This window comes from Phormidesmis sp. 146-20, assembly GCF_052939475.1.
This window is the reverse complement of the sequence record NZ_JBJPHT010000020.1, coordinates 47,335-71,571: the sequence shown is the minus strand read 5'-3', so window position 1 is coordinate 71,571 and position 24,237 is coordinate 47,335. Positions and strand designations below refer to the sequence as shown.

Here is a 24,237-nt window from a genome sequence, read left to right as displayed (position 1 = left end):
TTGATCCCCGTGGGCCAGTTCCAAGTTTTGACATCAGACTTTTAAGCGAGTGCTGAGTTAATTTTGTTAGTTGTCTGGAAGGTCTAGAAAAGCCTCAGAAGTACTCAGTGGAAGTGTTAGAGAAAACTGACTTCGTTAAGATTCTAATAAAGAATAAGCTGAAATATCTTGTGTCTGTGATCGATTCGCTGCTTCTCAAACGTCTTTTCAAGCAATTTCAAACTGAGCGCAGATAAATATCTTTAGTCGGTGACTCGCTGTTAGATCCCCTCTAGCTCTCCTCAAAAGTTCTCTCAGATCTCAGCCTGCGATCGCAGATGCTTTAGACAATCGAGATTTGACGATCCACATAATGCCAGCCTGCGATCGACTGAATTTTGAGAAAAGGGTGAGTTTTGTAGAGTCTCACGCTAAAAGAGTGTTAGCTGCTATGAAAATCTTTTGACATCCAACCCTCACTCCTCAACACGTTATATGCTCTCCACATCTCCAACCCTTACGTTGTCTCCAGGTAGCCTGCGTCGTGTGCATCACTTTGCCATCAATGTGCGCGATATGCAGGTGTCTCGTCATTTTTACGGCGAAGTTTTAGGGCTACACGAGCTAATGGGTGCAGAAGTCCCCGAAACGCTAAAGGCTGAAGTTGCTTCTGGGAAGGTTGCCAATTTTAAGACTCCAGATGACATGATTCTCGATTTGTTTTGGGAGCCTGACCTGTCTGCGCCTCATCCTGACCCCCGACAGCAGTTTACTCGCGCCAATCATCTAGCGTTTGACATCGTTCCTGAAGCGTTCGATCGTGCCGTCGAGGTGTTGCGTCACCATCAGATTCTCATCGATCATGGCCCGGTTAGCCGTCCGACGGGGCGCGGGATCTATTTTTATGACCCGGATGGGTTTTTGATTGAAATTCGGTGTGACAAGGTTTAGTGCGAGGCGACTCCTTGCGGGTAACTCAAATCGATCGCTTGCCACCGTTCCGTAGGCAAAACATGGTCTGAATGCTTTACTGTTAGGCTCTGCTCACTTGATCCAGTAATTCTCAGGATATGAAGATTGTGTGAGCAAAGTGATTAAGTGTTTATGCCGTCGTGAGGGAAATCACAAACCATCTCAATCAATTAGGACATCTTAAAAGAAGAACGCGATCGTACCTTTCTTGAGTAGGATTTTTGAAAGGGTGGTTACGCAGTTCGGTTGTTCCTGAAGTCGAGAATTTGTGATGTTAGAAAAACTACTCCAAGCGGCGGTAATCACCTTACTCCTGAGTCTTCTGGCGGCGGCAAGATCACCCAAAGCCAGTGAAGCGCCTAGTTTCTCATCGTTTCAGGCATTCTCACTGCCCTCATTGAGCTTGCACATGCAGACTCCTTCACCGCAACAGACGCTGACGCACTAATCGTTTTGGCTGGCTATGAGTCTTATTTTCCACATTACTTCTCAAGACCAATGGCAGCAAGCACAACAGCAAGGCTTTTATCGATGTGATTCTCTAGAAACAGAGGGCTTTATTCACTGCTCCGAGCTTCAACAAGTTGTCTGGGTAGCTAACCGCTTTTATCGAGGCGAATTGTCGCTGGTGTTGCTTTGTATTGAGGTTGACAAGGTGCAGTCAGAGATTAAGTATGAGCTTGTCGAGGAAGATAAGTGGTTTCCTCATTTGTATGGCGTGCTAAACCTGGATGCGATCGTCGAAGTCATAAATTTTGTCCCCGGATCGGATGGGCTGTTTGAGTTGCCCGCTGGACTCCAAAGCTAGAACTTTTCAGCACTGAGCAGTTTATGGGCAAAAGTGTGTAGTTGCCAGATCTGCGGTAATCTGCTGTTTTGCCTGGTCTACAGGTGAATTGTTGTAAGCCAAAAGCGCTCGTTGGCGAGTTTCTGTGGCAGTTGAACCACCAAATTTCACCACTCGGCAGGTGGTTTTAGCGGCGGCGATCGCGCTTCCTTGATTTTGCCCAATGTACTGGCTGAGTGCTTGATTGACCTGGGTTGGATACTGGCCAGCCAAGGTTTGAAAGTCGCTCACAAAGGCACTGTTTGCAGGCATTGAGACAGGCTGACCACACAGTTTAGAAAGATCTACAAGCCGATTTTCTCCTTGCATGTAGCATGGGTAGTCAACGTTTTGAGCTAAAGCAGGCGACATTGATAGAAGTAAGCAGTAGAACGCTGTCGTCAGACAAAGGGCAAGTTTCATAAAGGAAATCTCCTGAAACAAGATTGACCAAAACAGAATTTTAGAGGCGAATAACAAGACATATTGATTCCTTCTCGATCTCATCGTAAGGGATCTCTTCTATTTATGAGTTTTGTTAAAAAACATGAATTAAGACGTTGAGTTAGCGCTAATTTTTTGAGTCATATGAGACAGTTCTTAACTTAAGGCTTACGGAAATAATAATTAACAAATTTTGAATGGATTTGTCGAGAAGATGATGATGAATCGATCGCTATTATGCGTCTGATTGTTGAATTCGCTCGAAGTAAGTTTTACAAGCCAAATCCAGAAGGGGCATCGTTGAGTCTGACGAAGTGCCTAATTTTTGTCGCAGTTTAGTAAAGCTAGACGAGGAGAATTCCATGAGATATCGTCGAACACTTTTTCTCTTTTTGATCAGCCTTTTAGTCAGCTTTTTAGCCTTTTTTATCTCAAATCTTTTAGTACATCCAGGTGCAGTAAATGCTACTTCTCCTTTACTGTCCCCTGCGCCTACTCAAGTGATCGGCTCTTATGATTATTTTGGGCGATCGCTGACTGCTCAAGAAGCCGCAGATCTTGTCCGTCAAAAAGGGCTTGATCCAAATAGCTCCACGTCCTACGCTCGAATTGGGGCTGTTAAAATCACGTCCCAACTAATTAGTAAAGGAGAGCAAATCTTTTTCGATCGCAAAATTGGCGATACCTTTGGACTACAGCGAGTCTTGGGGTTTGGACAGGGCATCACCCAAGTGTTTCCAGAGCTAACGGCGGCGATTCTCAAACAAGGCGGGCAGCCCACCAGCAATCTCAAAATTACGCTTCAGAAAAACATCACGCTAGGAAGTCAAACCTTTCTTAAAGGAACAACGGTGAGTACGGGGCTGGATATTCCGCGAGGGGGTGTCTTACCGATCGGTCTCAAAGTCAGCGGTGATGTGACCTGTGCCATTTGCCATGTTGCGCTTTCACCCAAAGGCGAGCAGCTTAAGGGCGTTCCCAATGGCGATTTGGGGGTGCCGCTGCTGATTGCGCTGGCTCCTAACTCGGCCGCAGGGTTTGCCCGCTTAAATTTTAACCCGCTGGATGCTAAATATCAGGGCAACGGCAAAACGATCCTCGACAGCACCGGAAAATTAGTAAAACTTCCCGACCCGCAAATCTTTGAACGAGCGTTTGATGATGCCGTGTTGGCGGTGCCTTACGGTCATTTTGAAAGTTCGCCCGACAGCATTGACAATACGACCCAAATTCCGGCGGTATTTACTTTTAAGTCTGGCCCTTATACAGCAGGTGGCGAGTTTGCGGTTGGCCCGTTTGGGGGGTTGAGTGCGATCAATAATGGCGTTCACTCGTCGGAGATTAATTTGTTGGCGGCGGCGCAGAGAAGTGCAGAAACGCTTGGGGTCGATCGAGAAGTTTATTTAGGGACAGTTCTGCAAAATGCGGCTGATCCAAAACTGAGATTGCCAGCAGGGCCGCCCGTCAAACCCTCGGAGTGGCTGCGTCAGGTGGCTCCCAATTTGTCTCAAGCAGAACTTGAAGATCAGGTGGCGGCTCCGGGAGTGGGCAGCTATCCCAATCTAAAGCTGTCGCTGTTTACCTACAATGGTCTGGTTTTTAGCCCCAATACGCTTAAGTTTGACATTGCCAGTGGTCGGTTTTTGTTTGCGGCAAATGCGATGTCCGCTTGGCAAAATAGTTTGGTGCCGCCACCCAATCAGACGCTACAAAATCAGCAAGCGTTGCAGAGCGGGTCTGTCGAACGGGGTGCCCAAATTTTTGAACAAGCGCAGTGTGTCACCTGCCATCGATCGCCCTTCTTTACAGATAATCTGATTCACCCGATCGCTGAGATTAAATCAAATCCGGCTCGTGCTGAATCGCGTCTGGCTCAAAATGCGCTGCTGGTTCCGCCCAAGATTTACAGCTTGAATACGCCAGTTCCCATTCCTACCAATGCTGAAGTGATCGACGTGCCGACGGCGGGCATTTCTGACAGCCCAACGACACTGCCCAAGGGATTGTTGCCAGACGGTGGCTACAAAACGCCTTCTTTGCGGGGATTGTATCTAACGGCACCTTACCTGCACGATGGTGGCGTGGCGGTTCGTAAGGGGGCGCTGCAAGTGGGAGCAGACGGCAGTTTTAGTATCGTTGACCCTAGCGGATTGGGACTTTCGGGCACGCTCAGTCAGGCGATTCCAGCAGATCCGGCGGATAGTTTGCGGGCGTTGCTCGATCGGTCTCTCCGAACTCAAGTGATTGCGGTAAATCGGCTAAATCCTGCCCTGCAACTGAGCAATCTAGACGGCACAGGTCACGAATTTTATGTAGATGCTACGACTGGTTTTTCGCCTTCTCAGCAGAATGATTTGGTCAATTTCTTGCTGGCACTAGACGACAATCCGGGAAGCTTCTGAGGAATGGATTGGGAAATAGGGCTTTGATGAAGTTGTGAATTTGATGGGGCGATCGCCCAAGCTGTTGAAGTGTAAGCGACCGCCGCTCATAATTTACTAACGTTTGCTAACAAACTGAAATCTTCCTGCTTCAACTCGGAGAAGTCGGCTTCACCCGATCCACAGGCTGACACGGGATGGCTTCCCGCGGTTTTCAAATTGATTGCCGCATTCAGATCTCGGTCAAGACTGAATCTGCAATGCTCACAGGTGAACATGCGCTCAGAGAGGGTGAGTGCTTCTTTTTTGGCTCCACAATTCGAGCAAGCTTTACTCGATGGAAACCAGCGGTCTACGATGACGAGTTCAGACCCGTACAGCTTGGTTTTGTAGTCCAACTGCCGACGGAACTCATAGAAGCCCATATCACCTATGGCTTTTGCAAGCTTGTGATTTGCCATCATTCCAGACACATTAAGATCCTCAATGACTACCATGCTGTGGTTCTTGGCAAGAGAAGTCGTGAGCTTGTGGAGCGTGTCTTTACGGATATTGGCAATCCGTTGATGCAGACGGGCAATTCTGATTTGGGCTTTCTTCCAGTTGGCTGATCCTCGCTGTTTGTGGCGATTGAGCCATTGCAGTCGAGACAGCTTTGATTCGAGTTGGCGATACGATTTCGCACCCTCAAAGACTTCGCCCGTGCTGAGAGTGGCGAGAGACTTCACGCCTAAATCCACTCCCACAACATCAACTGATTTAGGCGATGCGATCGGCTCTACCTCAATTCGGAATGAGAGATACCATCTATCGGCGGTGCGGCTAATCGCGACATTCTTGATGGGCACTTGCGGCAACTCTTCGTAAGTTCGCAGGATGCCAAGTTTCGGAACTTGAATTCGACGAGTACCACGAATCTTGATTGTGCCGTCCAACTCAAATGAGTCTGAGCGTCCTTTCTTCTTAAACCTGGGAACCCCTGAGACTTTCTTAAAGCACCTATCCCAAGCCAGTCGTAAATCTCGCAGCGCATATTGAGGCGCACATTTTGAGGACTCAAAGTACCAGGGATTTTCAGGCTTCACCAATGCAACCAACCATTTATGCAAGTCAATTGCAGAAGGGAATTTAATTCTGTTCTCTGGATTTGCTTGGTTGTGGTCAAGGATTTGTTTGGTTAGTCCGAGTCCCCAATTCCACGCATGACGCGCTACGCCAGAATGTTTCAGCAGGTCGGTACGCTGCTGATGGTTGAGTTTGAGTTCCGTCTTGAATCCTAAGAGCATGATATCATCGTACAGCAAGCGACGTACAAACATCATGTCTAAACGATTAGATTTTCGGGTTTCAGATGAAGACTTTGCAGCACTCGAAGCGTACTGCAAGAAAACAGGTGCCACCAAGACAGGCGCAATTCGGATGTTGCTCCAAGTCCTCAAAGATGAGCAATTGTTAGTAATTGTGAGAAAATCGCTCACTGTTGTTTGACCTTTAGTCATTCGCTGTTAGACTACTTGTACTATTTCTCACCTAATCGTTATGCCTCGGTTTCTTCATGTCGCAGATGTTCATTTGGGATTTGATCGCTACGACAGCAAAGAGCGCACCAAAGATTTTTACCTGGCGTTTGAGGACGTGTTGCAGAAGTATGCGATCGAGGCTGAGGTTGATTTTGTCGCGATCGCAGGCGATTTGTTTGAGCATCGCACCCTTCAGCCCAACATTCTCAATCAGGCAAAACTGTGTTTGCAAATGCTGAAGGAACAGCACATTCCCGTCATTGTAATCGAGGGAAATCACGACAATCGCCCCTATGGAACGCAGACTAATTGGCTGAAATACCTGGCGCAAGATGAACTGCTGATTTTGTTGGAGCCGGAGCGATCGGCTCAGGGAGAAGTCGTCTACGAAATGTGGAATGGCGAATCGGGCGGCTATATTGATCTCGACTGTGGGGTGCGCGTCCTGGGTTCTCAGTGGTATGGAGCGTCTGCACCGGGAGCGATCGAGCGTTTGGCAGATGCCATTCAACAACTTCCAGCGAGTCCGGGGCATTCGGTGATGCTGTTCCATCACGGGTTAGAAGGGCAGATTGCAAGATATCAGGGGGCGCTGCGCTACAACGATTTGTTACCGCTTAAAGCCGTCGGAATTGACTATTTGGCGTTGGGTCACATTCACAAAAACTATAGCGAACAGGGTTGGATTTTTAATCCAGGGTCGTTGGAGGCGAATAGTGTTGAAGAGTCGAAATACGATCGCGGTGCTTATCTAGTAGAACTGACTCCTGAAGGCATTCAAGCGGAGTTAAAAAAAGAGTATTATCAGAGACCTTTTGTGCGATTAAAGCTGACGGCGCGGGGTCAAGAAAGTCTTGAAGAAATTGAGGAAATGGCGATCGCTCAAGTTCAATCAGCCATCAAATCAAAACAGTTGAAGCCTGAAAAAAAACCAATGGTTGAGTTGAGAATTGAAGGGCAGGTAGGCTTCGATCGATTGGAACTTGACACCAAAAAACTTCAGCAACAACTCAAAGAACTCAGTGGCGCTTTGATATTTTTACTGAAGTATGAAGCAAACGCTGTGGAATACGCTTCACCGTTGCCAGAAGATGCCACTCGGCTCCGAATTGAGCAAGAAGTATTCACGGATTTGGTCGCCGCGCACAATAGTTATAAAGGGCGATCGATCGAACTGGCTCAAGGATTAATTAACCTCAAAGATCTGCAACTCGAAGACCGACCCGAACCAGAATTGTATGATTTCATTCAGCAATTGTTAGCGTGAATTCAATGAAAGTTTTTCGCTTCGATATTGGGATCTGGTGCCCCCCAAGCTACCCATTCTAAGGATTTCCCTGGTCGGGAATTTAGCTGGTGTGAATCTGCAAGCGAAGCCAGGAAGCTCATCGAACTGACGTAATGGTTAGAGAACGTTTGAAACGTACCAGAAGCTACTTTACAGTCTGGGGGCGGGTGAATCCGATAAACGATACGTTTCAAACATCCTCTAAGTGATGGTGGGCGACTTTCAGCACCAGCTTTCTTGATGCGCTTGTTTTTTGGACTGAATATTGCCCAAGTGTTTCTTTACGGTATCGATCGTGATGTACAGTTGAGCCGCGATTTCTTTACGTGATTTGTTACAGCGTCGTAAAAACCAAACCTCCGCTTCACGAGGGGTCAATCCATACTTTTTTGCTTCGGTCACTGCCAGACTTTGCATCGATTGCTGCTGGTCTTCAAGTCGGACTAAAAGAGAAGGTTCTTGAGCATCTTCTAGCGTGATCCATTGGACTCGAAGGCGAAAGGTTTGAAGCTCAGTGTTGATTTCGGACTCAATGATGAGCGGATGTTCTCCATAGAGTTCTCGACTTTCGATCAGGGCTTCGCACGATCGCCAAACTTCTTCGGGCAGCGCATTTTTTTGAGGATTCAACTGTTGGCAAATCTGGGCAGCAGGTGTGTTGGCATAAATAAATTCACCTTGCAGATTCACAATGAGAATGCCATCGACAAACCCTTCCAGTACAGAGGTAAAAAAGTGATTAGAATTTTCAGAGGAACTCATGTTCATTATGGGGGCTGGGAATGAACGGTTAACTAACTATTGCTTCAGTACGTTTGAATAGATCCAGTCATGCACTTCACTACAAAAAGTAGGCGTGATTTCCAGAAAGTTGCGGCGAAGCATTCCGTGAACTTACTTACGAAGCTAAACCAAACTTTTGCCCGTGACGGTGGAGAAAAGTTAGAAGTTGCGATCGCTCAACGTAAGGAAAGGTTAGTTAAATGTTAGTTTCCTAGAAAAGCGTGAGATTCTAGATTTTGGAAGTCTGTAATCTTACGGATTGTTTTATTCTCTATCACCGGAAATCTACGTAGCCAACTTGGATCACTTAATGAAGATCACGATCGGTTGGTGAAGAGTCCACGATCGCGGTCAATCAGGAGATTTTGGGGTGCAGTCCGATGACCATCGAAGAAGCACTGATCGTTTTGGATAGCCTGCTCGGAAGACAACGCCTGACCCATCTGCAAGAAACCGTTTTTTGTCGCGCTTGGGAGGGTCAAACCTATGAACAAATCGCCACTACCGAGGGCTATGACGCTGACTATGTAAAGCTGGTCGGTTCTCAACTGTGGCAACTGATTTCTGAACTGGTCGGACAACGGGTGACCAAAAATAACTTTCGAGTTGTCCTGCGCCAACGGATCGGGACTTCTGAACCAAAAGAGCTAACTCCTCCCTCATCGTTTCTTCCCTCTCCTTCTTCTCGCTCTGATTCGACTTATCAGGATTGGGGCGAAGTAATTGATCTGTCCAATTTTTGTGGTCGATCGCATGAGCTAGAAATTTTAGAACAGTGGGCCACTTCGTCCAGGCTAATTGCCATTTTAGGCATGGGCGGCATGGGCAAAACCGTTCTCTCGGTCAAACTAGCGCAGCGATTGCAGAACCAATTTGAGTATGTGATTTGGCGATCGCTCAGAGACGCTCCGACGGTCGAAACCATTTTGTCTGATCTGATCCAGGTTCTTTCTCAGCAACAAGAAACAGAACTTCCAGATTCGGTAGACGGCAAGTTAGGTAGGCTGATGCACTATCTAAGACAACACCGCTGTTTGCTGATCTTGGACAACGTTGAGTCTATCTTAGGGACGGGCGAACAAGCTGGACATTACCCGATCGGGTACGAATTTTATGGTGACCTGTTTAAACGGATTGGCGAAACGCTGCATCGAAGCTGTGTCGTGATTACCAGCCGTGAGAAACCGAGAGAAGTGGTGGCGCTAGAAGGGATGGCGATCCGATCGCTCAAAGTGACGGGTCTCAATTCATTAGAGACGATCGAGTTACTCAAAACAAAGCGCCTGTCTGCTACCGAGTCCGTTTTTGGGCAACTGATTGAAATGTATGCGGGGAATCCTCTGGCGCTCAAGATTGCGGCGACGACGATTCAAGACTTGTTTGATGGCGACGTATCCGAATTTCTCAAACATGGAACGGCAGTTTTTGGCGATATTTCTGACCTGTTAGATCAGCAGTTCGATCGCCTCTCTGATCTCGAAAAGCAGATCATGTATTGGTTGACTATCGATCGAGAAGGCGCATCGCTCTCAGATCTCGCTGAAGATCTCGTTCCTCCGGTGCCTCGTCGCTATTTGATGGAGGCGTTGGCATCGCTGGCTCGACGGCCGCTCGTGGAAAAGCAGGGCGCAAAATTTACGCAACAGCCTGTGGTGATGGAGTATGTCACCGATCGCTTGATCGAGCAAATCTATAGAGAACTTTGGGCGGATTCAATCAAAAGCTCAAAACTTCCGCTCTTCCACACTCACGCCTTGATGAAAGCAACCGTAGAAGATCATGTTCGAGAAAGCCAGGTGCGAATGATCGTTAAGCCACTGCTCGATCGCTTTCTTGCGTCGCATCATAAACCAGAAGTAGAACGTCAGCTTAAACACTTCTTAAATCGGCTACGAAATCAGCTTGAAGGCACTTCTGGATACGGCGCAGGTAACATCATTAACTTGTTGAATCAATCCCATTCAGACTTGAGCGATTGGGACTTTTCGGACTTAACAATTTGGCAAGCTTACCTTCAGGGCATCCAGTTGCACCGCGTGAATTTTGCGAATTCTGACTTAAGTAGATCAGTGTTTTCGGAGACTTTGGGCAACGTCTGGTCAGTGGCTTTTAGTCCTAATGGAACGCTTTTAGCGGCCAGCGACACGGCTGGAGAAATTCACATTTGGCGCGTTAGCGATCCGCAGGGGAACTTACTGCAAAATCGGCAAAAGTTAATCACCTGTCACGGACATCAGCATTGGGTCTGTTCGATCGCTTTCAGTCCCGATGGCAAAACGCTCGTCAGTGGCAGTGGCGATAAGACGGTAAAACTCTGGGATGTCGCAACCGGACACTGTTGGCAAACGCTAGAAGGACACACCGATTGGGTGATCTCGGTGGCATTTAGTCCAACTCGATCGCTTGTGGCCAGTAGTAGCTCCGATCGCACCATTCGCTTATGGAACATTCACACGGGAGACTGTGTGCAAATTCTGGAAGGACACGAACATTGGATCTGTGGAATCGCCTTTAGCCCCACTGGAGATCTGGTCAGCGGTAGCGACGATCGCACCCTAAAACTCTGGAATATTCAAACTGGAGAATGCGATCGCACATTGATTGGACATCAAAGCGTCATCAGAGGAGTGACTGTTAACGCAAATGGATCTCTGATTGCAAGCGGAAGTGAAGATCAAACCATCAAGCTTTGGGATGTGAAGACAGGGGAATGCCTCAAAACACTAGTCGGACATACGAGTGAGGTACGTTCTTTAGCCTTTCATGCAGATGGAAAAACATTGGTTAGCAGCAGCTTCGATCGTACTCTCAAGCTCTGGGATATCTCTACCGGAAAGTGCCTCAAAACCTTGCAAGGACACACCGAAGCGGTGCGATCGGTGGCGTTTAGTCCCAATGCTTCGCTTCTGGCGAGTGGCAGCGCTGACCAATCGATTCGCCTCTGGAATCATCAGACTGGGGAATGCCTCAAAACGTTGCAGGGCTATACCAATTTTGTGTTGTCGGTGGCGTTTAGTCCCGATGGGGGAGCGATCGCCAGCACCAGTGCCAACCACACCGTCAAACTCTGGGGAGTTTCTTCTGGAGACTGTTTGAAGACCATGTACGGACATACTAACTGGGTCTGGTCGGTGGCGTTTAGTCCTGATGGGCAAAGTCTCGCGAGTGGCAGCTTTGATCAAACGATTCGGCTCTGGAGTCGCCAAACAGGGCAGTGTCTCAAGATTTTGCGCGGACATACCAATTGGGTCTGGTCGGTGGCGATGAGTCCTGATGGCATTTTGTTAGCCAGTGGCAGCTCTGATCAAACGATTCGGCTCTGGCACACTCAGACGGGCGACTGTCTCAAGGTATTGGCGACTCCCAGCCGCATCTGGACGGTTACCTTTAGCCCTGATGGTCAGCAGCTTGCCAGTGGCGACGAAGATCACACGATCCAACTCTGGGATGTTCACAAAGGGCAGTGTCTAAAAACGCTCAATGGTCATCAAGCTCGAATTTGTTCGGTGGCTTTTAGTGCAGACCAACACACGTTAGTCAGCGGCAGCGATGACCACACAATCAGAATTTGGGATGTTAATACTGGAAAATGTTTGCGGGTGATGCACGATCGCGACTGTGTAAAATCGGCTCACTTCAACACAGATGAAACTCAGATCATCAGCAGTGGCTTTGATCACACCGTCAAATTTTGGAATGCTCAAACGGGCCAGTGTCAGCAAGTGTTGCAGGGGCATGAGGCGCGCATCTGGTCGGCGGACTATCGACGCGATCGCAAAGAGACATCTAACAAAGTTGATCGCAAAGAGATGTCTGCGGAAGCTGATCGCAAAGAGATATCTGCGGAAGCCGATCGTTCTTCAAAAATGCCAGAAGCTTTGATCGCCAGCGGCAGCGAAGATGAAACCATTCGTCTCTGGGACGCGACCTCCGGCGAGTGTGTGCGCGTGTTACGCAATCTTCGACCTTATGAAGCGATGAACATTTGCGGAGTGACAGGTTTAACCGAAGCGCAAAAAGCCACTTTGAGAACCCTGGGAGCGACTGAGCAGGTCACCTAAGCAAGGTCAGACTAACGTCAGTTCGATAAACTTTTTCGCTTCGTTGCCAAGGGATTCGCCCCCTAAATCCCCCATTCTGAGGGACTTTGAATCAGCATAATTTCTTTGAACTCTGGAACTTTCTCTGGGTCAAAGTCCCCCAATTTTGGGGGATTTAGGGGGCTGAAGCTGATCGCAACGAAGCGAGTCACTCTCATCGAACTGACATCAGACTAAGACTGTGCGCTAGGCTACACAATTATACCTTGTAGAAAGATTAAGGTATAGTTACCTGCTGGTCACAAACAGCACATGCAAAACTAAGGGAGTCCAAAACGCTACAAATTGATAATTAATTTGGTTCCCACATTAGTTTCTGAAGTTTCTGAAAATAGTCTCTGAAAATTGGTACTTGATAAAGCTCACCACTTGAGATCGATACTCAACTCCTTCCCGCAAAACAGTGTGAGGCTTTTAGTTTTAAAAGATATGGTTTAAGAAATGACGATCGAAACAAAACCCCCAGGGCTTGATCAAACCGACAATTCATTCGCGCTGCCAGACAATGAGATCGAGAGACTTCGAGCTGTTTTACAGATTTCTCAAATCGCCGCCTGGGAATGGGATATTTCAACAAGTCGGGTTTGCTGGTTTCAAAATTTAGAGGTTGTATTGGGCTGTTCGATCGCGGCCGTTCCCGTCAACTACGAAGCTTGGTTGCAGCAGGTTCATCCGGGCGATCGCGTTCGATTTAATTTAGAAGCGATTCGGGCATTAATTACGCGCTGTGATTATGTCAGTGACTATCGAATGATTCGATCGGATGCCAAAATTCAGTGGCTTCGCAATCAGGGGCGCATTTGTTTTGATGCAGAAAATCGACCGATGCGAGTGTTAGGGTTGACCCAAAAAATTGACCCTCCATCAGAAATTTGTCAGCCATCTGATCAGAAAATTCGCTTTATGGAAGCCGTTTCTCACGACTTTCGCACTCCCCTAACCATCATTCAAACCGCCACCGAACTGCTCGAACGCTACGACGAATCTTGCACCAAAAAACAAGAGCGATTTCAGCAGGTTTATCAAGCGATCGAGCAAATGACTCGCCTCCTCGACGAAGCTTTAGTGAAAGAGTAAAAGGCGGTGAATTTGATGAAAGACTTCGCTGCCATTTTTCACCGCAAATCTTCCGCAAATAAGAGACTTTGAACCGCCAATCTTGTCTAGAAGTCCTACAGAATTGGCAGCTTGGGAGGCAGAAGTTCTGAGCAACGAAGCGAAAAAACTTCATCAAGTTGACGCTAAAAGAAATGGGCGCGACTCCTTGCAGGTAGCTCGAAGAGATTGCTTTACGCTCCCTTCTATTTCAAAACCGTTACATTCAGCCGCTTACACACGAAACCCGATCCCCCCGGTGATAAGCTGACAAATGAATTCAAATACTGGTTAAAGAGGTCGAAATGGCGGGGGTTCCACTTTTATTAAGAGCAGCGCGGGGAGAAGCCTTGGATCGTCCCCCCGTTTGGATGATGCGGCAGGCAGGTCGCTATATGAAAGCTTATCGAGATCTGCGAGACAAATACCCGTCTTTTCGAGAACGGTCTGAGATTCCAGAAGTCGCGATCGAGGTTTCTCTTCAACCCTGGAGGGCTTTTCAACCCGATGGCGTGATTCTGTTTTCTGACATTGTGACTCCCTTGCCCGGACTCGGCATCGACATGGACATCGCCGAAGGCAAAGGCCCGATCATTGATGACCCCATTCGCACTCAAGCTCAGGTGGACAACTTGCGCCCGCTTGAACCCGAAGAATCGATGCCCTTTATCAAGCCGATTCTCAAAGCCCTGCGCGACGAAGTGGGCGATCGCTCAACCGTTTTGGGATTTGTCGGCGCACCCTGGACTCTGGCAGCCTATAGCGTCGAGGGCAAAGGCTCCAAAACCTATTCGGTGATCAAGAATATGGCCTTTTCTGATCCGACAATCCTACACCAGCTACTAGGGAAATTGGCGGACGCGATCGCGATTTACACCCGCTATCAGATCGACTGTGGAGCGCAGGTGGTGCAGATGTTTGACTCGTGGGCGGGACAACTCAGCCCTCAAGACTATGACACCTTTGCATTGCCTTATCAGCAGCGCGTTTTTCGTCAGGTTAAAGAAACTCACCCCGATACGCCGTTGATTCTGTTGGTGAGCGGCAGTGCAGGCGTGTTGGAGCGGATGGGCAAATCAGGTGCCGATATTGTCAGCGTCGATTGGTCGGTGGATATGGCAGACGCTCGATCGCGCCTGGGTAAAGACATGAAAGTGCAGGGCAACCTCGATCCGGGCGTGTTGTTTGGCTCAAAAGCGTTCATTCGCGATCGCATTCTCGATACGATTCGCAAAGCTGGTAATCGGGGACACATCCTGAACCTGGGTCATGGTATTCTTCCACTTACACCTGAAGAAAATGCGGCGTTCTTCTTTGAAACTGCAAAACAGGTTGATAAGTTACTGGCGACCTCTTGTTAGGGATGAAGGATGAGGGATGAAGGATGAATTGAATGATTGGTTCGAGTTTCAGTGTTTGCGTTTATTCTATGAACTCATACACTCATGATTCATACTGATAGCTTAATGACTCCTACATCCCTCATCCCTCACCCCTCATCCCTCATCCCTTCCCCATGACTTCAAAGCGAATCTTTGTGACAGGTGCGAGTGGTTGCATTGGTCACTATATTGCTGAAACTTTAATTCAAGAAACCGAGCACGAATTGTTCTTGATGGTCAGAGATCCTGACAAGCTCAAGTTTGATGTTCATGTTCGGCCTGGTGTGACGATCGTTCGTTCAGATTTGCGAGACATTGAGCAACACAGCGCTCTGTTGAAGACGATAGATTGTGCGATTTTGACGGCAACGTCTTGGGGCGGTGATGAGATTAATGATGTGAATGTGCTGAGTACGCTGCGGTTGATGAAGCTGTTAGACCCGGATGTGTGTCAGCAGGTGATTTATTTCTCGACGGCTAGTGTGCTCGATCGCAACAATCAACTGCTCAAAGAAGCCGGAGAATTTGGCACAGACTATGTGCGATCGAAGTATGTTTGTTTTCAAGAACTCTCGAAGTTGGCGATCGCATCCAAAATTACGGCGCTGTTTCCGACGCTGGTCTTGGGGGGAGGCGATCGCTATCCCTATTCCCATGTGTCGTTGGGGGTGGGGGAAGTGGTGCGCTGGATTAAGCTAATTCGCTTTTTAGACGTTGATGGCAGCTTCCATTTTATTCATGGTCAAGACATCGCCCTCGTCGTAAAGCATTTGGTCGAGAATCCGCCGACTGCCGCTGGCCCGCGCAAGCTGGTTTTGGGTAATGAGAAACTGACGGTGAATCAGGCGATCGAAGAGGCCTGCGCCTATCTCAACCAAAGAATCTACTTCCGCATTCCCCTTTCACTGTGGTTAGCGGATTTCTTCATTTTTCTATTCCGGATTCAGATGGGTGACTGGGAGCGCTTTTCTCTGCACTATCGCCATTTCACCCACCAAAATCCCGCGACTCCTGCCACGTTTGGAATGCCGACCTACTGTGCAACGCTGTATGACGTGCTGAAGTTAAGCGGAATTCCTCGTAGAACGGGTCGATCTGCTTTAGTCGATAGATCTTTGAGCGCACGACCCAAGTAGCTTGAGCAACGGACAGTTGAAGTCAATCATCCGTTGCCAGTTTGCACTAGATAAGTTTGATAGCGCGGAATGCGAAAAATAAGGTGAGGGCAAGCGCGATCGCGCCACCTACCAGACCGACATAAGCAATCACTGCGGACATAAAATTCGTCTCCAATTTCAACCTCTAACAAAACTATACAGAACAACGCATCGCCATTTGTAGAAGTTCACATCAAGTAAGATCAAGTACAAGGTATTTTCGCGAAAGTCATCATGCAGTCTGTCATCCCGGTTGTTTTGCCCGAAAAGTCTTATGAGATCACCATTGCGCCAGGGAGCGTCGGTCGCGTCGGCAAGCTAATTACAGATGCAGAAACGCCGTTGAAACTGGGTCAAAAAATTTTAGTGGTTTCCAATCCCACCATCTTTCGCTGCTATGGTCAACGGCTGATAGATTCACTAACTCAAGCAGGATTCAGTGTGGATCGCTGCATTCTAGCTGCGGGAGAGCGCTACAAAACGCCTGCTACGTTGCAAAAGATCTATGATGCGGCGCTAGAAAATCGCCTGGAGCGATCGTCCACAATGGTTGCTTTGGGCGGTGGTGTGATCGGCGATATGACAGGCTTTGCGGCGGCGACCTGGCTGCGAGGAATCAATGTAGTGCAGGTGCCGACGACTTTATTATCGATGGTGGATGCGGCGATCGGCGGCAAAACCGGGGTCAACCATCCCAGAGGCAAAAATCTGATTGGGGCATTTCATCAGCCTCGGTTAGTGTTGATCGATCCACAGGTGCTAAAAACGCTGCCAATGCGCGAGTTTCGGGCAGGAATGGCGGAAGTGATCAAGTATGGAATTATCTGGGATGCAAACTTATTTGATCAGCTAGAACAAGCGCCTCGATTAGATCAACTCCGCTACATCAGCGACGAACTGCTACAAGAGATTCTGACTCGTTCTTGTCAGGCAAAAGCTCACGTCGTCAGCAAAGACGAAAAAGAATCGGGACTGCGGGAGATTCTCAACTATGGCCATACGATCGGTCACGCCGTCGAAAGTTTAACCGGATACCGCATCGTCAATCATGGAGAAGCGGTCGCGATCGGCATGGTAGCGGTCGGTCACATTGCTGTTGAGATGAACTTGTGGACGCAGGAAGAGAGCGATCGTCAGCTTGCTCTGATCAAAAAAACAGGTTTACCGACTCAGCTACCTGAAGGGTTAGACATTGAGGCAATTATCAACTCTCTGCAATCCGACAAGAAGGTGAAAGCGGGACAGGTGCGATTTGTGTTGCCAGAAGGAATTGGGAAAGCGATCGTCACGAATCAAGTGGCTCCAGACACGATTCATAAAGTGCTACAAAAGATGTAAAAGCGGGACAAAGTTTATACATTTGATTGGGCTGTGATTCCGATAGTGGCATAGTAGATAGCCCAGGAATTGCGATCGTCTGCAAATAAACAATATTGCTCAATGTCTTCTTGAGTAACTTCCCCTGTTGCAATATATTTGTCTGCAAGTTGCAGAGTCGATAGTTTCATGACCGATGCGATTCCTGAACCGCCAGGAGAGATGGGAACATCATTTTCTACTAACGGCTGCAAGCCAAGCTGTTGAAAGATAGCGGGTAATTTAATTCCTAGTGCATAATCCATATTACGATTAGCGAACATTTGAAAGATCGCTTGATTGACTCGATTCATAGATTGATAGGCGGCTTCTTCTCCGACGATCGCTTTTGCTGCCGAGAAGTCAGGCTCTTCGATCACAATCCATCCGCCTGGTTTCAGCAAATCCAACATTCTCGACAAAGCAACTTGAAAGTCTGAAATATGAATGAGAACATAGCGGGCATGAACCAGATCAAAAGAGTGATCTTCAAGCGGAAGACTGCGAATATCAGCCTGCAACACTTCGACATTCGGCAGTTGAATGTTATTTACAAAACGGGTGTCTAAATCAACCGCAACCACTTTGCCATTTTCTCCGACAACAGATGCCATCCACTGGGCAATTGATCCGGCTCCGGCCCCCACTTCAAGACATCGCCAATTTGTTGTAATTCCCGTCGCTTGAATTCGTTTGCGACTGGCTGGATCGAAAACTTGTTCGATCATCTGAAGCCGTTCCAGTTCTTTGATATGTTGAGAATCAGTAAAAATGTATTGAGACATTGACATTCGCCTCTCTGCTGATCTGGGATTTAGCTATTTCAACGAAACAACTCTAAATTACAGTCTTTTCAGCAATTCATCATACTCATCGTGTGTGCCAATCCAAAACCAGTAGATGTGATCATCCGACTCCAGCAATCCTACAACACGGCAATTTAGGCTGACACGAGCAGAATAAATCGGTTGGCGTTGACTCACTCGCTTAAACTGCAAACTATTGTGATAGGAGTCTTCGCGCCAGAGGGCGTATGCTTTTTCAGCTTGCTCCTGCACTGATACAGGGAGTTGATTGAGCCGCTTACGGAAAGTTTTAGTGACGCTCGATTTCATTGCTTAGTCGGAAAAACTTCATCAAGTGGAACTATTTCGCCATCAGCAATTTCTTGCCGTACTGCATCAGCTAGACGATCCCACTGTTCGTCTGTTGTGGCTGCAAAGCGAACCGTCCATGCTTGTTCGTCTTTTAGTTCAGACAATAGACGAGATGCGATCGCGTCCTGCTGATCTGCGGGAAGTTTTTTGATTTCTGCAATGACCTGTTGAAGAAGTTCAGTCATAGTTCTAGAAAATAAAGATAGTGACGAATATGCATCCTCATTCTATCTGACAGGATCTTGTTACACTTAGGAGCTATGAAGGTTTGCGTTTCTCCAGAAGACTAGACGGGCGATCGTCACAGATCAAGTCACTTCAGACACGATTCGCAAAGTTTTACAATTTGTCAGGTCAAAAAAACTTGGATCTGGACAGCGGTGAACCATTCCCAGGCGGGCATTCTCGCTTGGGTGGTGGGAGATCACAGCGCGGAGACGTTCAAACCTTTGTGGCAGATCGTCTATTGCTGACATTGCTACTTCTATGTCACCGATGGGTGGAAGGCTTACACTGGCTTTATTGAGGAGGGAGATCATTTTGTCATCAAGACATACATGACGAGAACCGAAGGCGAGAATGCCCGATTACGCCACTACTCAGCCCGACTGCACCGCAAGACCTTGTGTTACTCCAAGTCGGTCGAAATGCGGAAGCATTCACTTCGCTTGCTCCTCCACTACTTAAAGTATTGGTCAATACCCGTATTCATATGATTCATCCCTTTTGTCAGCAACGCCTTCAAGAGAAACCCAGGCTATTTCCACAAAGAAGGAATCTACATTCAACCGCTGTTCATCCCCATTAATCTCACATAGGAATTCCCCATCGTAAGAAATAGTCATTTCACGTGATTCATCAGGTTTAAGTAAATTAGGGGCGAACGATATGAGAATCTTTGCCATGCTTACTTCGTTTTCCTCCTCATCAAAAGCAATAACATTAAGCATCATTTCCTTCAAAGGTTGCTGGCTATTGCTTTTAACGTCGAACCAGATTGAAAGACTATATGGAGAACAGTCAAGTTCTTCCACCTCAAAGTCAATAATCTCAAATTCTTCCACGTTCTTTTTCATTTGCCATAAAATTCTCTCTACCATTGCTTCCTCATCTTTTCGCTCAAAGCATTCAATCTCGCTCGATATATCTCGGAGTACATCTTGTATTTTGTGTAGTTGATCACTGGATATACAGGCAGCAAACAGACACTTATTGTTTTCGTTGAAAACGTACACGAAATTGCTTTGCCACTTGGTTGGAGATATGAACAAACCTATAAGCTCACTCGCAACTGGCACATAAATACCTTCGCTCCTAACGTATTGTTTAAGGCAACCACTGCCATCTTTAAATGTGATCCAATGCGATGCATTTTTTGCTTCAATGCTTTCTAAAGGCGCGTTCTTGACAATAGAGCGCTTCTTATTTATGAGTGAGAACAGGTGAGTAATAATATCCTGTGAAAATGACTTCATACAACAGTTCTCCAATGAGTTTACTCAAAGGTTCCCCATTGAGAGCGCCAACATACAAGTCTCTAATCTAAGTTTTTGTGCCTGTACAGTCTACAAGCCACCTAACTAAGCATCAGCATAAATACCAACTCAACTATCTGACTCGTCCGGTAGCGCAAAGAAATCTTCTTGTTCTTGTACAGAGGTTTCTAGTAGATCGGTGGTGCCTAGTCTGACGCTTTCGTGATAGAGGTAAGCAATATCCAATGCTTCGAGGGTGGCGCGAATGTGGGTGCGGATCGGCTGACTGCCGATCGTTCCCACCAGTTCCAATACATCCAGTTCTGCATCCCAGGCGTAGGCGGTGCCGTGGAGTTTCACTAGTCGTTCGAGTAGGGTTGCCAGATTTGCAGTTTCGAGCGGACGAATTGTCGGACAGTTGGAGCCGATCGCCGTGTCAAAAAAGTCTCGCATCACAATTCCCGCATCTGCCCCAAACTTCTCAACCGCAACTTCAGGAATTTGAGTGCGATCGTTCTTGGCGCTGGGCGTACTGGTGCCGCTAAACCAGACATCGTTTCTCAAACTAGAAGCGACTACGCCAAATGTATAGATGGGATAGGGATTTCGGCAAAACAGTTCATGTTCGCCGTCTCGACGCACGTCGCGATTTGACCAATTCAACAACCAATTGAGATTGCGATACGCCTGAAGTCGGCCAATCTTGCCCAATCGTCCAATCAGTTCCACTTCATCCAACAGCAGCACCCAACCTTTGTAACCACAGAGCGCGATCGCATCCGCCATGACTCCAAAATAGGCACTACCATGCTGAGTTGCGCGAAAATTCGTCTCAAATTTGGGCAACGGTTCGCCCCGTGCGGCTCGATGAATTCGCTTGAGTTCGGGACTGCTGAGACGAGTGCCTGTCAGGTCGCCATAGAGCAACTCTTGTTCTTCGCCTGACGTGAAAAAGTAGTCTTCAAGCACGATCGCCGGGAGTGGATGACTGTAGCGATCGCGATCGGCAATTGGACTATTCAACAAATCGCCAGCTTTGCGAGAATTCAACGCCTTGGTCAAGCCTGCCATTTTAGAATCGGGCGTGCGAATCACCGAAGCCACCCGTCCATAAAAATTCAGTAGATGGTGACAGGACACTTCTCGACTCAAAGAAACGCGGCTGACTGCATAGCCCATATCCAGTGCCACATGCTCAACTGTGGTCAGGGCATGAGTTTTACCTTGTCCATAGGGCCCCCAGGCGAGACGACCGAGCGACCGCTGTCCTTGAGAAAATTGTTCTAAATCCTGGCGAATCAGATTGGTGAGGGACGATCGCAAATCAGGCAGTTCTCTCGTCGAGACGCGCGTCGGAATGCCAGCTCTTAGCGTTTCAACAACGGCGATCGACTTTCTACGATTTGCGTCATATCTTTCCATTGGCGTTCACCTTATTGATCTATTGAGTTTAGTCGCGACCCGCTTATCCTCCCTATTTTGCTGCTTTACGCAAACGATAATCGCCCTTTAGGTTCTGGGATAGGTCGCCCTAATTCTTGAGCCGTTTCAATCCATTCTTGAATGATCACTTCTACATTTTGCACAGCCTCCTGATAAGTTTCACCATCAGCCGCACATCCGGGCAGTTCTGGCACTTCGACAATAAAGCATTGATCAACTTCACTCCAGTAGATAATGAGTTCGTACTTAATTTTCATCTTGTCCTCCAAGTTGATATTTCAAAATCACAGTGCGAACTTGTTTAACTTGGTACGCCTTTGCTTTTCCCTGCTTGGGCTGAAGATTTAGAATGTCTTCTACGCTTTCTTTAGAGAAGATATGATGGCTGCCTCGGATGCGTTCTTCAAAACCAAGGGCAGATAAAAGTTGACAGAGTGGCTCAAAGGGAATGTTGGTATCCGAGGCTCCTGACAGAATTTTGACTAGTAGCTTATCTCGCTGACTCATCTCTTCTATGGGTCTCTTTTTTCACACAGTTCTTTAAATTCATTACACTTCATCCAGCGCCATTAGCGTTGTTTCAATCACTTTGGCTTGTAGTTGACTGTATTCATAGAGATCAGGAGGTTCTCGATCGCTCACTTCATATCCTGCCTCCTCAAATAGCACTTTTAATCGAGCTTGCACTTGATCAGGAAAACTTCTGCCCTGCGCGACTAGATGAATGTCGGTATCTACAATGTCGGCCAGTGGATTGAAGCGATCGATGGGCAACAGTCCCGTTTGCAGCCGCATCCAGAGCGCTTCGTAACTTTTGAACCCACGACGATCGTCGTCGATCATGTCGCGTCGTCCTGCTAACAACAGTAGAAAGTGATCCAATAGTTCTACATCATCAATGATTTGACGAAATAGTTCGCAGGTGTCTTTGATCGCATTGGCAGTGTATTTAAAGCGGCGAGTTTCAGGATGGCGTTCGGTCATGGCTTCAAGGTCGTCGATCGCCACCACTAATCCGGTCATGCCTGCAAGGTGAAGGAGTCGGATCAGGGAATTTAACCAATAGCGCGCATTTGATTTTTGCAGTCGTTCATATAACAATGTCGCTTGTTTTTGATGACGCTCTAACTTCTCGCCAGCAAGCCATTTCAGTCCTACCTTAATGCTGTCTTCGTTACCATTGACTAACCGATTGCTGATCACATGATGGGCAAAGGCTCGAAAAGAAGATCCGAAGTCAACATCGCGCAATGTCATCCCGATCGCTCGTCTAATCTCATGCACGGCTAAGTCACGAGTCAATCCTTGATCTTCAATTAAAATTGAGAGAATGTTATCGCTATCATCATATTGTCCATATCCCAACTTTTTGATCACCAGTTGACATAAGCCACTGACTAACTTTTGTTTGTCAAGTTGTTGAACGATCGCTCGATAAAATCCAGTTAAATCATTCAACCGATATTCTCGTGCAGAGAGATAGACCGTTTGATAGCCGATCGCTTGAGCATCTTGTAATACACATCGCAATAGATGAGTTTTGCCCGTTCCCGTACCGCCAACTAGAACTTTGACCTTGCTGCCCCCATCGGCAATGTAATTGGCTAGATAATGATCGCGTAAGTGATTGAGCCAGCGATCGCGCCCCAACGTCATTGCCGCCAGCAGTTCTTCATGAACGGGAGGCTTGCCCGACAGCATGGTTTCAATATCTAACTCATCAATTTGCATCGACGCAAAATCACCCTTCAATTAAGTGAATAGCTAACGTCCCAACTCGGCTTTCTTGTCCTTGACTATTGATTAGCAATAAAGTCTTGGCCGTTTCGCGAGAAGGTTCTAAATCAAACTGGTAGCGATCGTAGCGAATTTGAGGTTGTTCTTTCAATCGCGCCAGATCGTAAGTAAATAGCGGTTCGGGATAGTCTTGTCTCACAGATTGCTTCAGCGTCAAGAGCCAATAAATCTCTTTCAGCGAAACGGAGTGTCCCCAGAGCACCTCATTGTTTTGCAGCGCCAGACGATTGAGCGTTTCATAGGCACTCAACAGCTCCCGACAGAACCGAGTCGAGTCAAATTTGCTGTTGATCACGCGGCTATATTGTCCGGAAACCCAGGTCGCAAGTTGATCAGGCGCAAAGGCTTTGGTCTGCTGCGATCGCCGTCCCATGCTCAATTTCACCACACCCTGATCGCGGCTGAAGGTTAGCTTGAAGGGCGGAAATTCATAGACGGGAAACTCACCTCTAACAGGCACTCCCGCCGCTTTGAGGGCGTTCTCAACCTCGGCTGGATACGTCTCCGACTGCACAATGTCTTGATCCGCTTGCAGGGCGTTTTGAATCACCGCTTGTTGGTCTTGCCAACGATCGTCCAGCCGAGTCAACTCCTCTGTCAGCACTTCTAAAGTTTGCGAGGAGGTTTTAAAGTCCCATTCCTTGCGAGATTTTTTGACCGCAGACCAGACTTTTACCAGTCGTTTGAAAGTGGCATCCAGTTCAGCGATCGTTGTTTTTTCTGCCTCGTCCAACGGTTCCATAATCTGAGACGGTGAGATTGAATGTCCATCATCGTATCTCAAATTGTTAATGTGCAAACGTTTTGCCTCTTCTGTCTCTGGAACTCTCAAAGCTGGGAAATCGGTGTCTTTCGACATTGCAACGACGACAACAAAGAAATTTAGGAAATGAGTAGACGGTTTTACCAATCCTGTCCTATACTGTTGGACTGTGGCTAAAATTCTGAAAGTGCGATTTCTAAGAGGAAGCAGCCAAGTTTGAGTGATAAGCGTAAGTTTGAAGCTCACAATTTGCAAGGTTTTTCGTCTCGTATGAGGGAAATTGCGAAAGAAACTTCGGGCAAAGAGGCGAAAAGTTTTC

At 47.5% G+C, this 24,237-nt stretch carries 24 protein-coding genes and 1 pseudogene; 12 read left to right on the top strand and 13 right to left on the bottom strand.

From position 1 onward, the window contains the following. Positions 1 to 474 precede the first annotated feature (474 nt). The 3 genes from ACKFKH_RS17130 to ACKFKH_RS17120 all read left to right on the top strand — a co-directional run bounded on the left by ACKFKH_RS17130 (position 475) and on the right by ACKFKH_RS17120 (position 1,759). Entirely contained in the window at positions 475 to 930 is a 456-nt protein-coding gene (locus ACKFKH_RS17130) for a VOC family protein (protein WP_446859536.1), read from the top strand. Positions 931 to 1,222: 292 nt separating this feature from the next. Continuing rightward, positions 1,223 to 1,399, top strand: coding sequence for a hypothetical protein (locus ACKFKH_RS17125; protein ID WP_446859535.1), 177 nt, complete (start codon positions 1,223 to 1,225; stop codon positions 1,397 to 1,399). A gap of 15 nt (positions 1,400 to 1,414) precedes the next feature. Then, positions 1,415 to 1,759: a DUF952 domain-containing protein gene (locus tag ACKFKH_RS17120; RefSeq protein ID WP_446859533.1), complete on the top strand. Its 345-nt coding sequence runs from the start codon at positions 1,415 to 1,417 to the stop codon at positions 1,757 to 1,759. Between the two features lie 21 nt (positions 1,760 to 1,780). On the opposite strand, the gene ACKFKH_RS17115 is transcribed toward ACKFKH_RS17120, so the two are convergent. Continuing rightward, the gene (locus ACKFKH_RS17115; RefSeq protein WP_446859532.1) at positions 1,781 to 2,200 is read right to left on the bottom strand and encodes a DUF732 domain-containing protein; all 420 of its coding nucleotides are present in this window, start codon (positions 2,198 to 2,200) and stop codon (positions 1,781 to 1,783) included. Between the two features lie 383 nt (positions 2,201 to 2,583). Here ACKFKH_RS17115 and ACKFKH_RS17110 point away from each other — a divergent pair, with 383 nt between their 5' ends. Continuing rightward, entirely contained in the window at positions 2,584 to 4,623 is a 2,040-nt protein-coding gene (locus ACKFKH_RS17110; protein ID WP_446859531.1) for a hypothetical protein, read from the top strand. 86 nt (positions 4,624 to 4,709) lie between these two features. Here the strand turns inward: ACKFKH_RS17110 and ACKFKH_RS17105 are convergent, their stop codons facing one another. Continuing rightward, positions 4,710 to 5,924, bottom strand: a complete 1,215-nt coding sequence (locus ACKFKH_RS17105) for an RNA-guided endonuclease InsQ/TnpB family protein (protein WP_446859530.1) — start codon at positions 5,922 to 5,924, stop codon at positions 4,710 to 4,712. On the opposite strand from ACKFKH_RS17105, the gene ACKFKH_RS17100 reads away from it, so the two are divergent. Both ACKFKH_RS17100 and ACKFKH_RS17095 read left to right on the top strand, forming a co-directional pair. After that, positions 5,923 to 6,090 carry a hypothetical protein gene (locus ACKFKH_RS17100; RefSeq protein ID WP_446859529.1) on the top strand — a complete coding sequence of 56 codons (168 nt, stop codon included), beginning with the start codon at positions 5,923 to 5,925 and terminating at the stop codon, positions 6,088 to 6,090. The two genes, ACKFKH_RS17105 and ACKFKH_RS17100, sit on opposite strands and share 2 nt — an antisense overlap. Before the next feature lie 51 nt (positions 6,091 to 6,141). Next, a complete protein-coding gene (locus ACKFKH_RS17095) occupies positions 6,142 to 7,389 on the top strand; it encodes a metallophosphoesterase family protein (RefSeq protein WP_446859528.1) in 1,248 nt (415 codons plus the stop codon). Between the two features lie 243 nt (positions 7,390 to 7,632). Here ACKFKH_RS17095 and ACKFKH_RS17090 read toward each other — a convergent pair whose 3' ends face one another. Further along, positions 7,633 to 8,172 (bottom strand): LuxR C-terminal-related transcriptional regulator, encoded by a 540-nt coding sequence (locus tag ACKFKH_RS17090; RefSeq protein WP_446859527.1) that lies wholly within the window; start codon positions 8,170 to 8,172, stop codon positions 7,633 to 7,635. A gap of 401 nt (positions 8,173 to 8,573) precedes the next feature. Between ACKFKH_RS17090 and ACKFKH_RS17085 the strand changes: the two genes are divergently transcribed. From ACKFKH_RS17085 to ACKFKH_RS17070, 4 genes are all read left to right on the top strand, one after another. Next, positions 8,574 to 12,254: a WD40 domain-containing protein gene (locus tag ACKFKH_RS17085; protein ID WP_446859526.1), complete on the top strand. Its 3,681-nt coding sequence runs from the start codon at positions 8,574 to 8,576 to the stop codon at positions 12,252 to 12,254. A gap of 480 nt (positions 12,255 to 12,734) precedes the next feature. After that, positions 12,735 to 13,370, top strand: coding sequence for a PAS domain-containing protein (locus tag ACKFKH_RS17080; RefSeq protein ID WP_446859525.1), 636 nt, complete (start codon positions 12,735 to 12,737; stop codon positions 13,368 to 13,370). Positions 13,371 to 13,693: 323 nt separating this feature from the next. Then, positions 13,694 to 14,749 (top strand): uroporphyrinogen decarboxylase, encoded by a 1,056-nt coding sequence (gene hemE, locus ACKFKH_RS17075; RefSeq protein ID WP_446859524.1) that lies wholly within the window; start codon positions 13,694 to 13,696, stop codon positions 14,747 to 14,749. A 155-nt stretch (positions 14,750 to 14,904) separates the two neighbouring features. Then, on the top strand, positions 14,905 to 15,906 hold the full coding sequence (locus ACKFKH_RS17070) for an NAD-dependent epimerase/dehydratase family protein (protein WP_446859523.1): 1,002 nt from the start codon (positions 14,905 to 14,907) through the stop codon (positions 15,904 to 15,906). A 46-nt stretch (positions 15,907 to 15,952) separates the two neighbouring features. Here ACKFKH_RS17070 and petL read toward each other — a convergent pair whose 3' ends face one another. Continuing rightward, positions 15,953 to 16,048: a cytochrome b6-f complex subunit PetL gene (gene petL, locus ACKFKH_RS17065; RefSeq protein WP_446859522.1), complete on the bottom strand. Its 96-nt coding sequence runs from the start codon at positions 16,046 to 16,048 to the stop codon at positions 15,953 to 15,955. Between the two features lie 113 nt (positions 16,049 to 16,161). On the opposite strand from petL, the gene aroB reads away from it, so the two are divergent. Further along, entirely contained in the window at positions 16,162 to 17,265 is a 1,104-nt protein-coding gene (gene aroB, locus ACKFKH_RS17060) for a 3-dehydroquinate synthase (protein ID WP_446859521.1), read from the top strand. Positions 17,266 to 17,279: 14 nt separating this feature from the next. Here aroB and ACKFKH_RS17055 read toward each other — a convergent pair whose 3' ends face one another. From ACKFKH_RS17055 to ACKFKH_RS17045, 3 genes are read right to left on the bottom strand one after another with little or no spacing between them, the layout of a single operon-like run. Further along, positions 17,280 to 18,068 carry a class I SAM-dependent methyltransferase gene (locus ACKFKH_RS17055; RefSeq protein ID WP_446859520.1) on the bottom strand — a complete coding sequence of 263 codons (789 nt, stop codon included), beginning with the start codon at positions 18,066 to 18,068 and terminating at the stop codon, positions 17,280 to 17,282. Positions 18,069 to 18,125: 57 nt separating this feature from the next. Next, positions 18,126 to 18,398 (bottom strand): ParE family toxin-like protein, encoded by a 273-nt coding sequence (locus ACKFKH_RS17050; protein ID WP_446859519.1) that lies wholly within the window; start codon positions 18,396 to 18,398, stop codon positions 18,126 to 18,128. Further along, entirely contained in the window at positions 18,395 to 18,625 is a 231-nt protein-coding gene (locus ACKFKH_RS17045; RefSeq protein WP_446859518.1) for a hypothetical protein, read from the bottom strand. Before ACKFKH_RS17045 ends, ACKFKH_RS17050 begins: the two co-directional genes overlap by 4 nt. Positions 18,626 to 18,799: 174 nt before the next feature. Between ACKFKH_RS17045 and ACKFKH_RS17040 the strand changes: the two are divergent. Beyond that, positions 18,800 to 19,156: pseudogene (locus tag ACKFKH_RS17040) on the top strand (IS1 family transposase); the annotation flags it as partial. Here ACKFKH_RS17040 and ACKFKH_RS17035 read toward each other — a convergent pair. The 6 genes from ACKFKH_RS17035 to ACKFKH_RS17010 form a co-directional block, all read right to left on the bottom strand. Then, positions 19,136 to 19,915: a hypothetical protein gene (locus ACKFKH_RS17035; RefSeq protein ID WP_446859517.1), complete on the bottom strand. Its 780-nt coding sequence runs from the start codon at positions 19,913 to 19,915 to the stop codon at positions 19,136 to 19,138. The pseudogene ACKFKH_RS17040 and the gene ACKFKH_RS17035 overlap by 21 nt on opposite strands. A 129-nt stretch (positions 19,916 to 20,044) precedes the next feature. After that, entirely contained in the window at positions 20,045 to 21,337 is a 1,293-nt protein-coding gene (locus ACKFKH_RS17030; RefSeq protein ID WP_446859516.1) for a BREX system ATP-binding domain-containing protein, read from the bottom strand. Positions 21,338 to 21,402: 65 nt separating this feature from the next. Continuing rightward, complete coding sequence (locus ACKFKH_RS17025) at positions 21,403 to 21,615, bottom strand: type II toxin-antitoxin system HicB family antitoxin (protein WP_446859515.1); 213 nt, start codon at positions 21,613 to 21,615, stop codon at positions 21,403 to 21,405. Continuing rightward, the gene (locus tag ACKFKH_RS17020; RefSeq protein ID WP_446859514.1) at positions 21,605 to 21,865 is read right to left on the bottom strand and encodes a type II toxin-antitoxin system HicA family toxin; all 261 of its coding nucleotides are present in this window, start codon (positions 21,863 to 21,865) and stop codon (positions 21,605 to 21,607) included. Before ACKFKH_RS17020 ends, ACKFKH_RS17025 begins: the two co-directional genes overlap by 11 nt. Before the next feature lie 42 nt (positions 21,866 to 21,907). After that, a complete protein-coding gene (locus ACKFKH_RS17015; protein ID WP_446859513.1) occupies positions 21,908 to 23,089 on the bottom strand; it encodes a BREX system ATP-binding domain-containing protein in 1,182 nt (393 codons plus the stop codon). 10 nt (positions 23,090 to 23,099) lie between these two features. Next, a complete protein-coding gene (locus tag ACKFKH_RS17010) occupies positions 23,100 to 24,014 on the bottom strand; it encodes a hypothetical protein (protein ID WP_446859512.1) in 915 nt (304 codons plus the stop codon). Between the last annotated feature and the right edge of the window lie 223 nt (positions 24,015 to 24,237).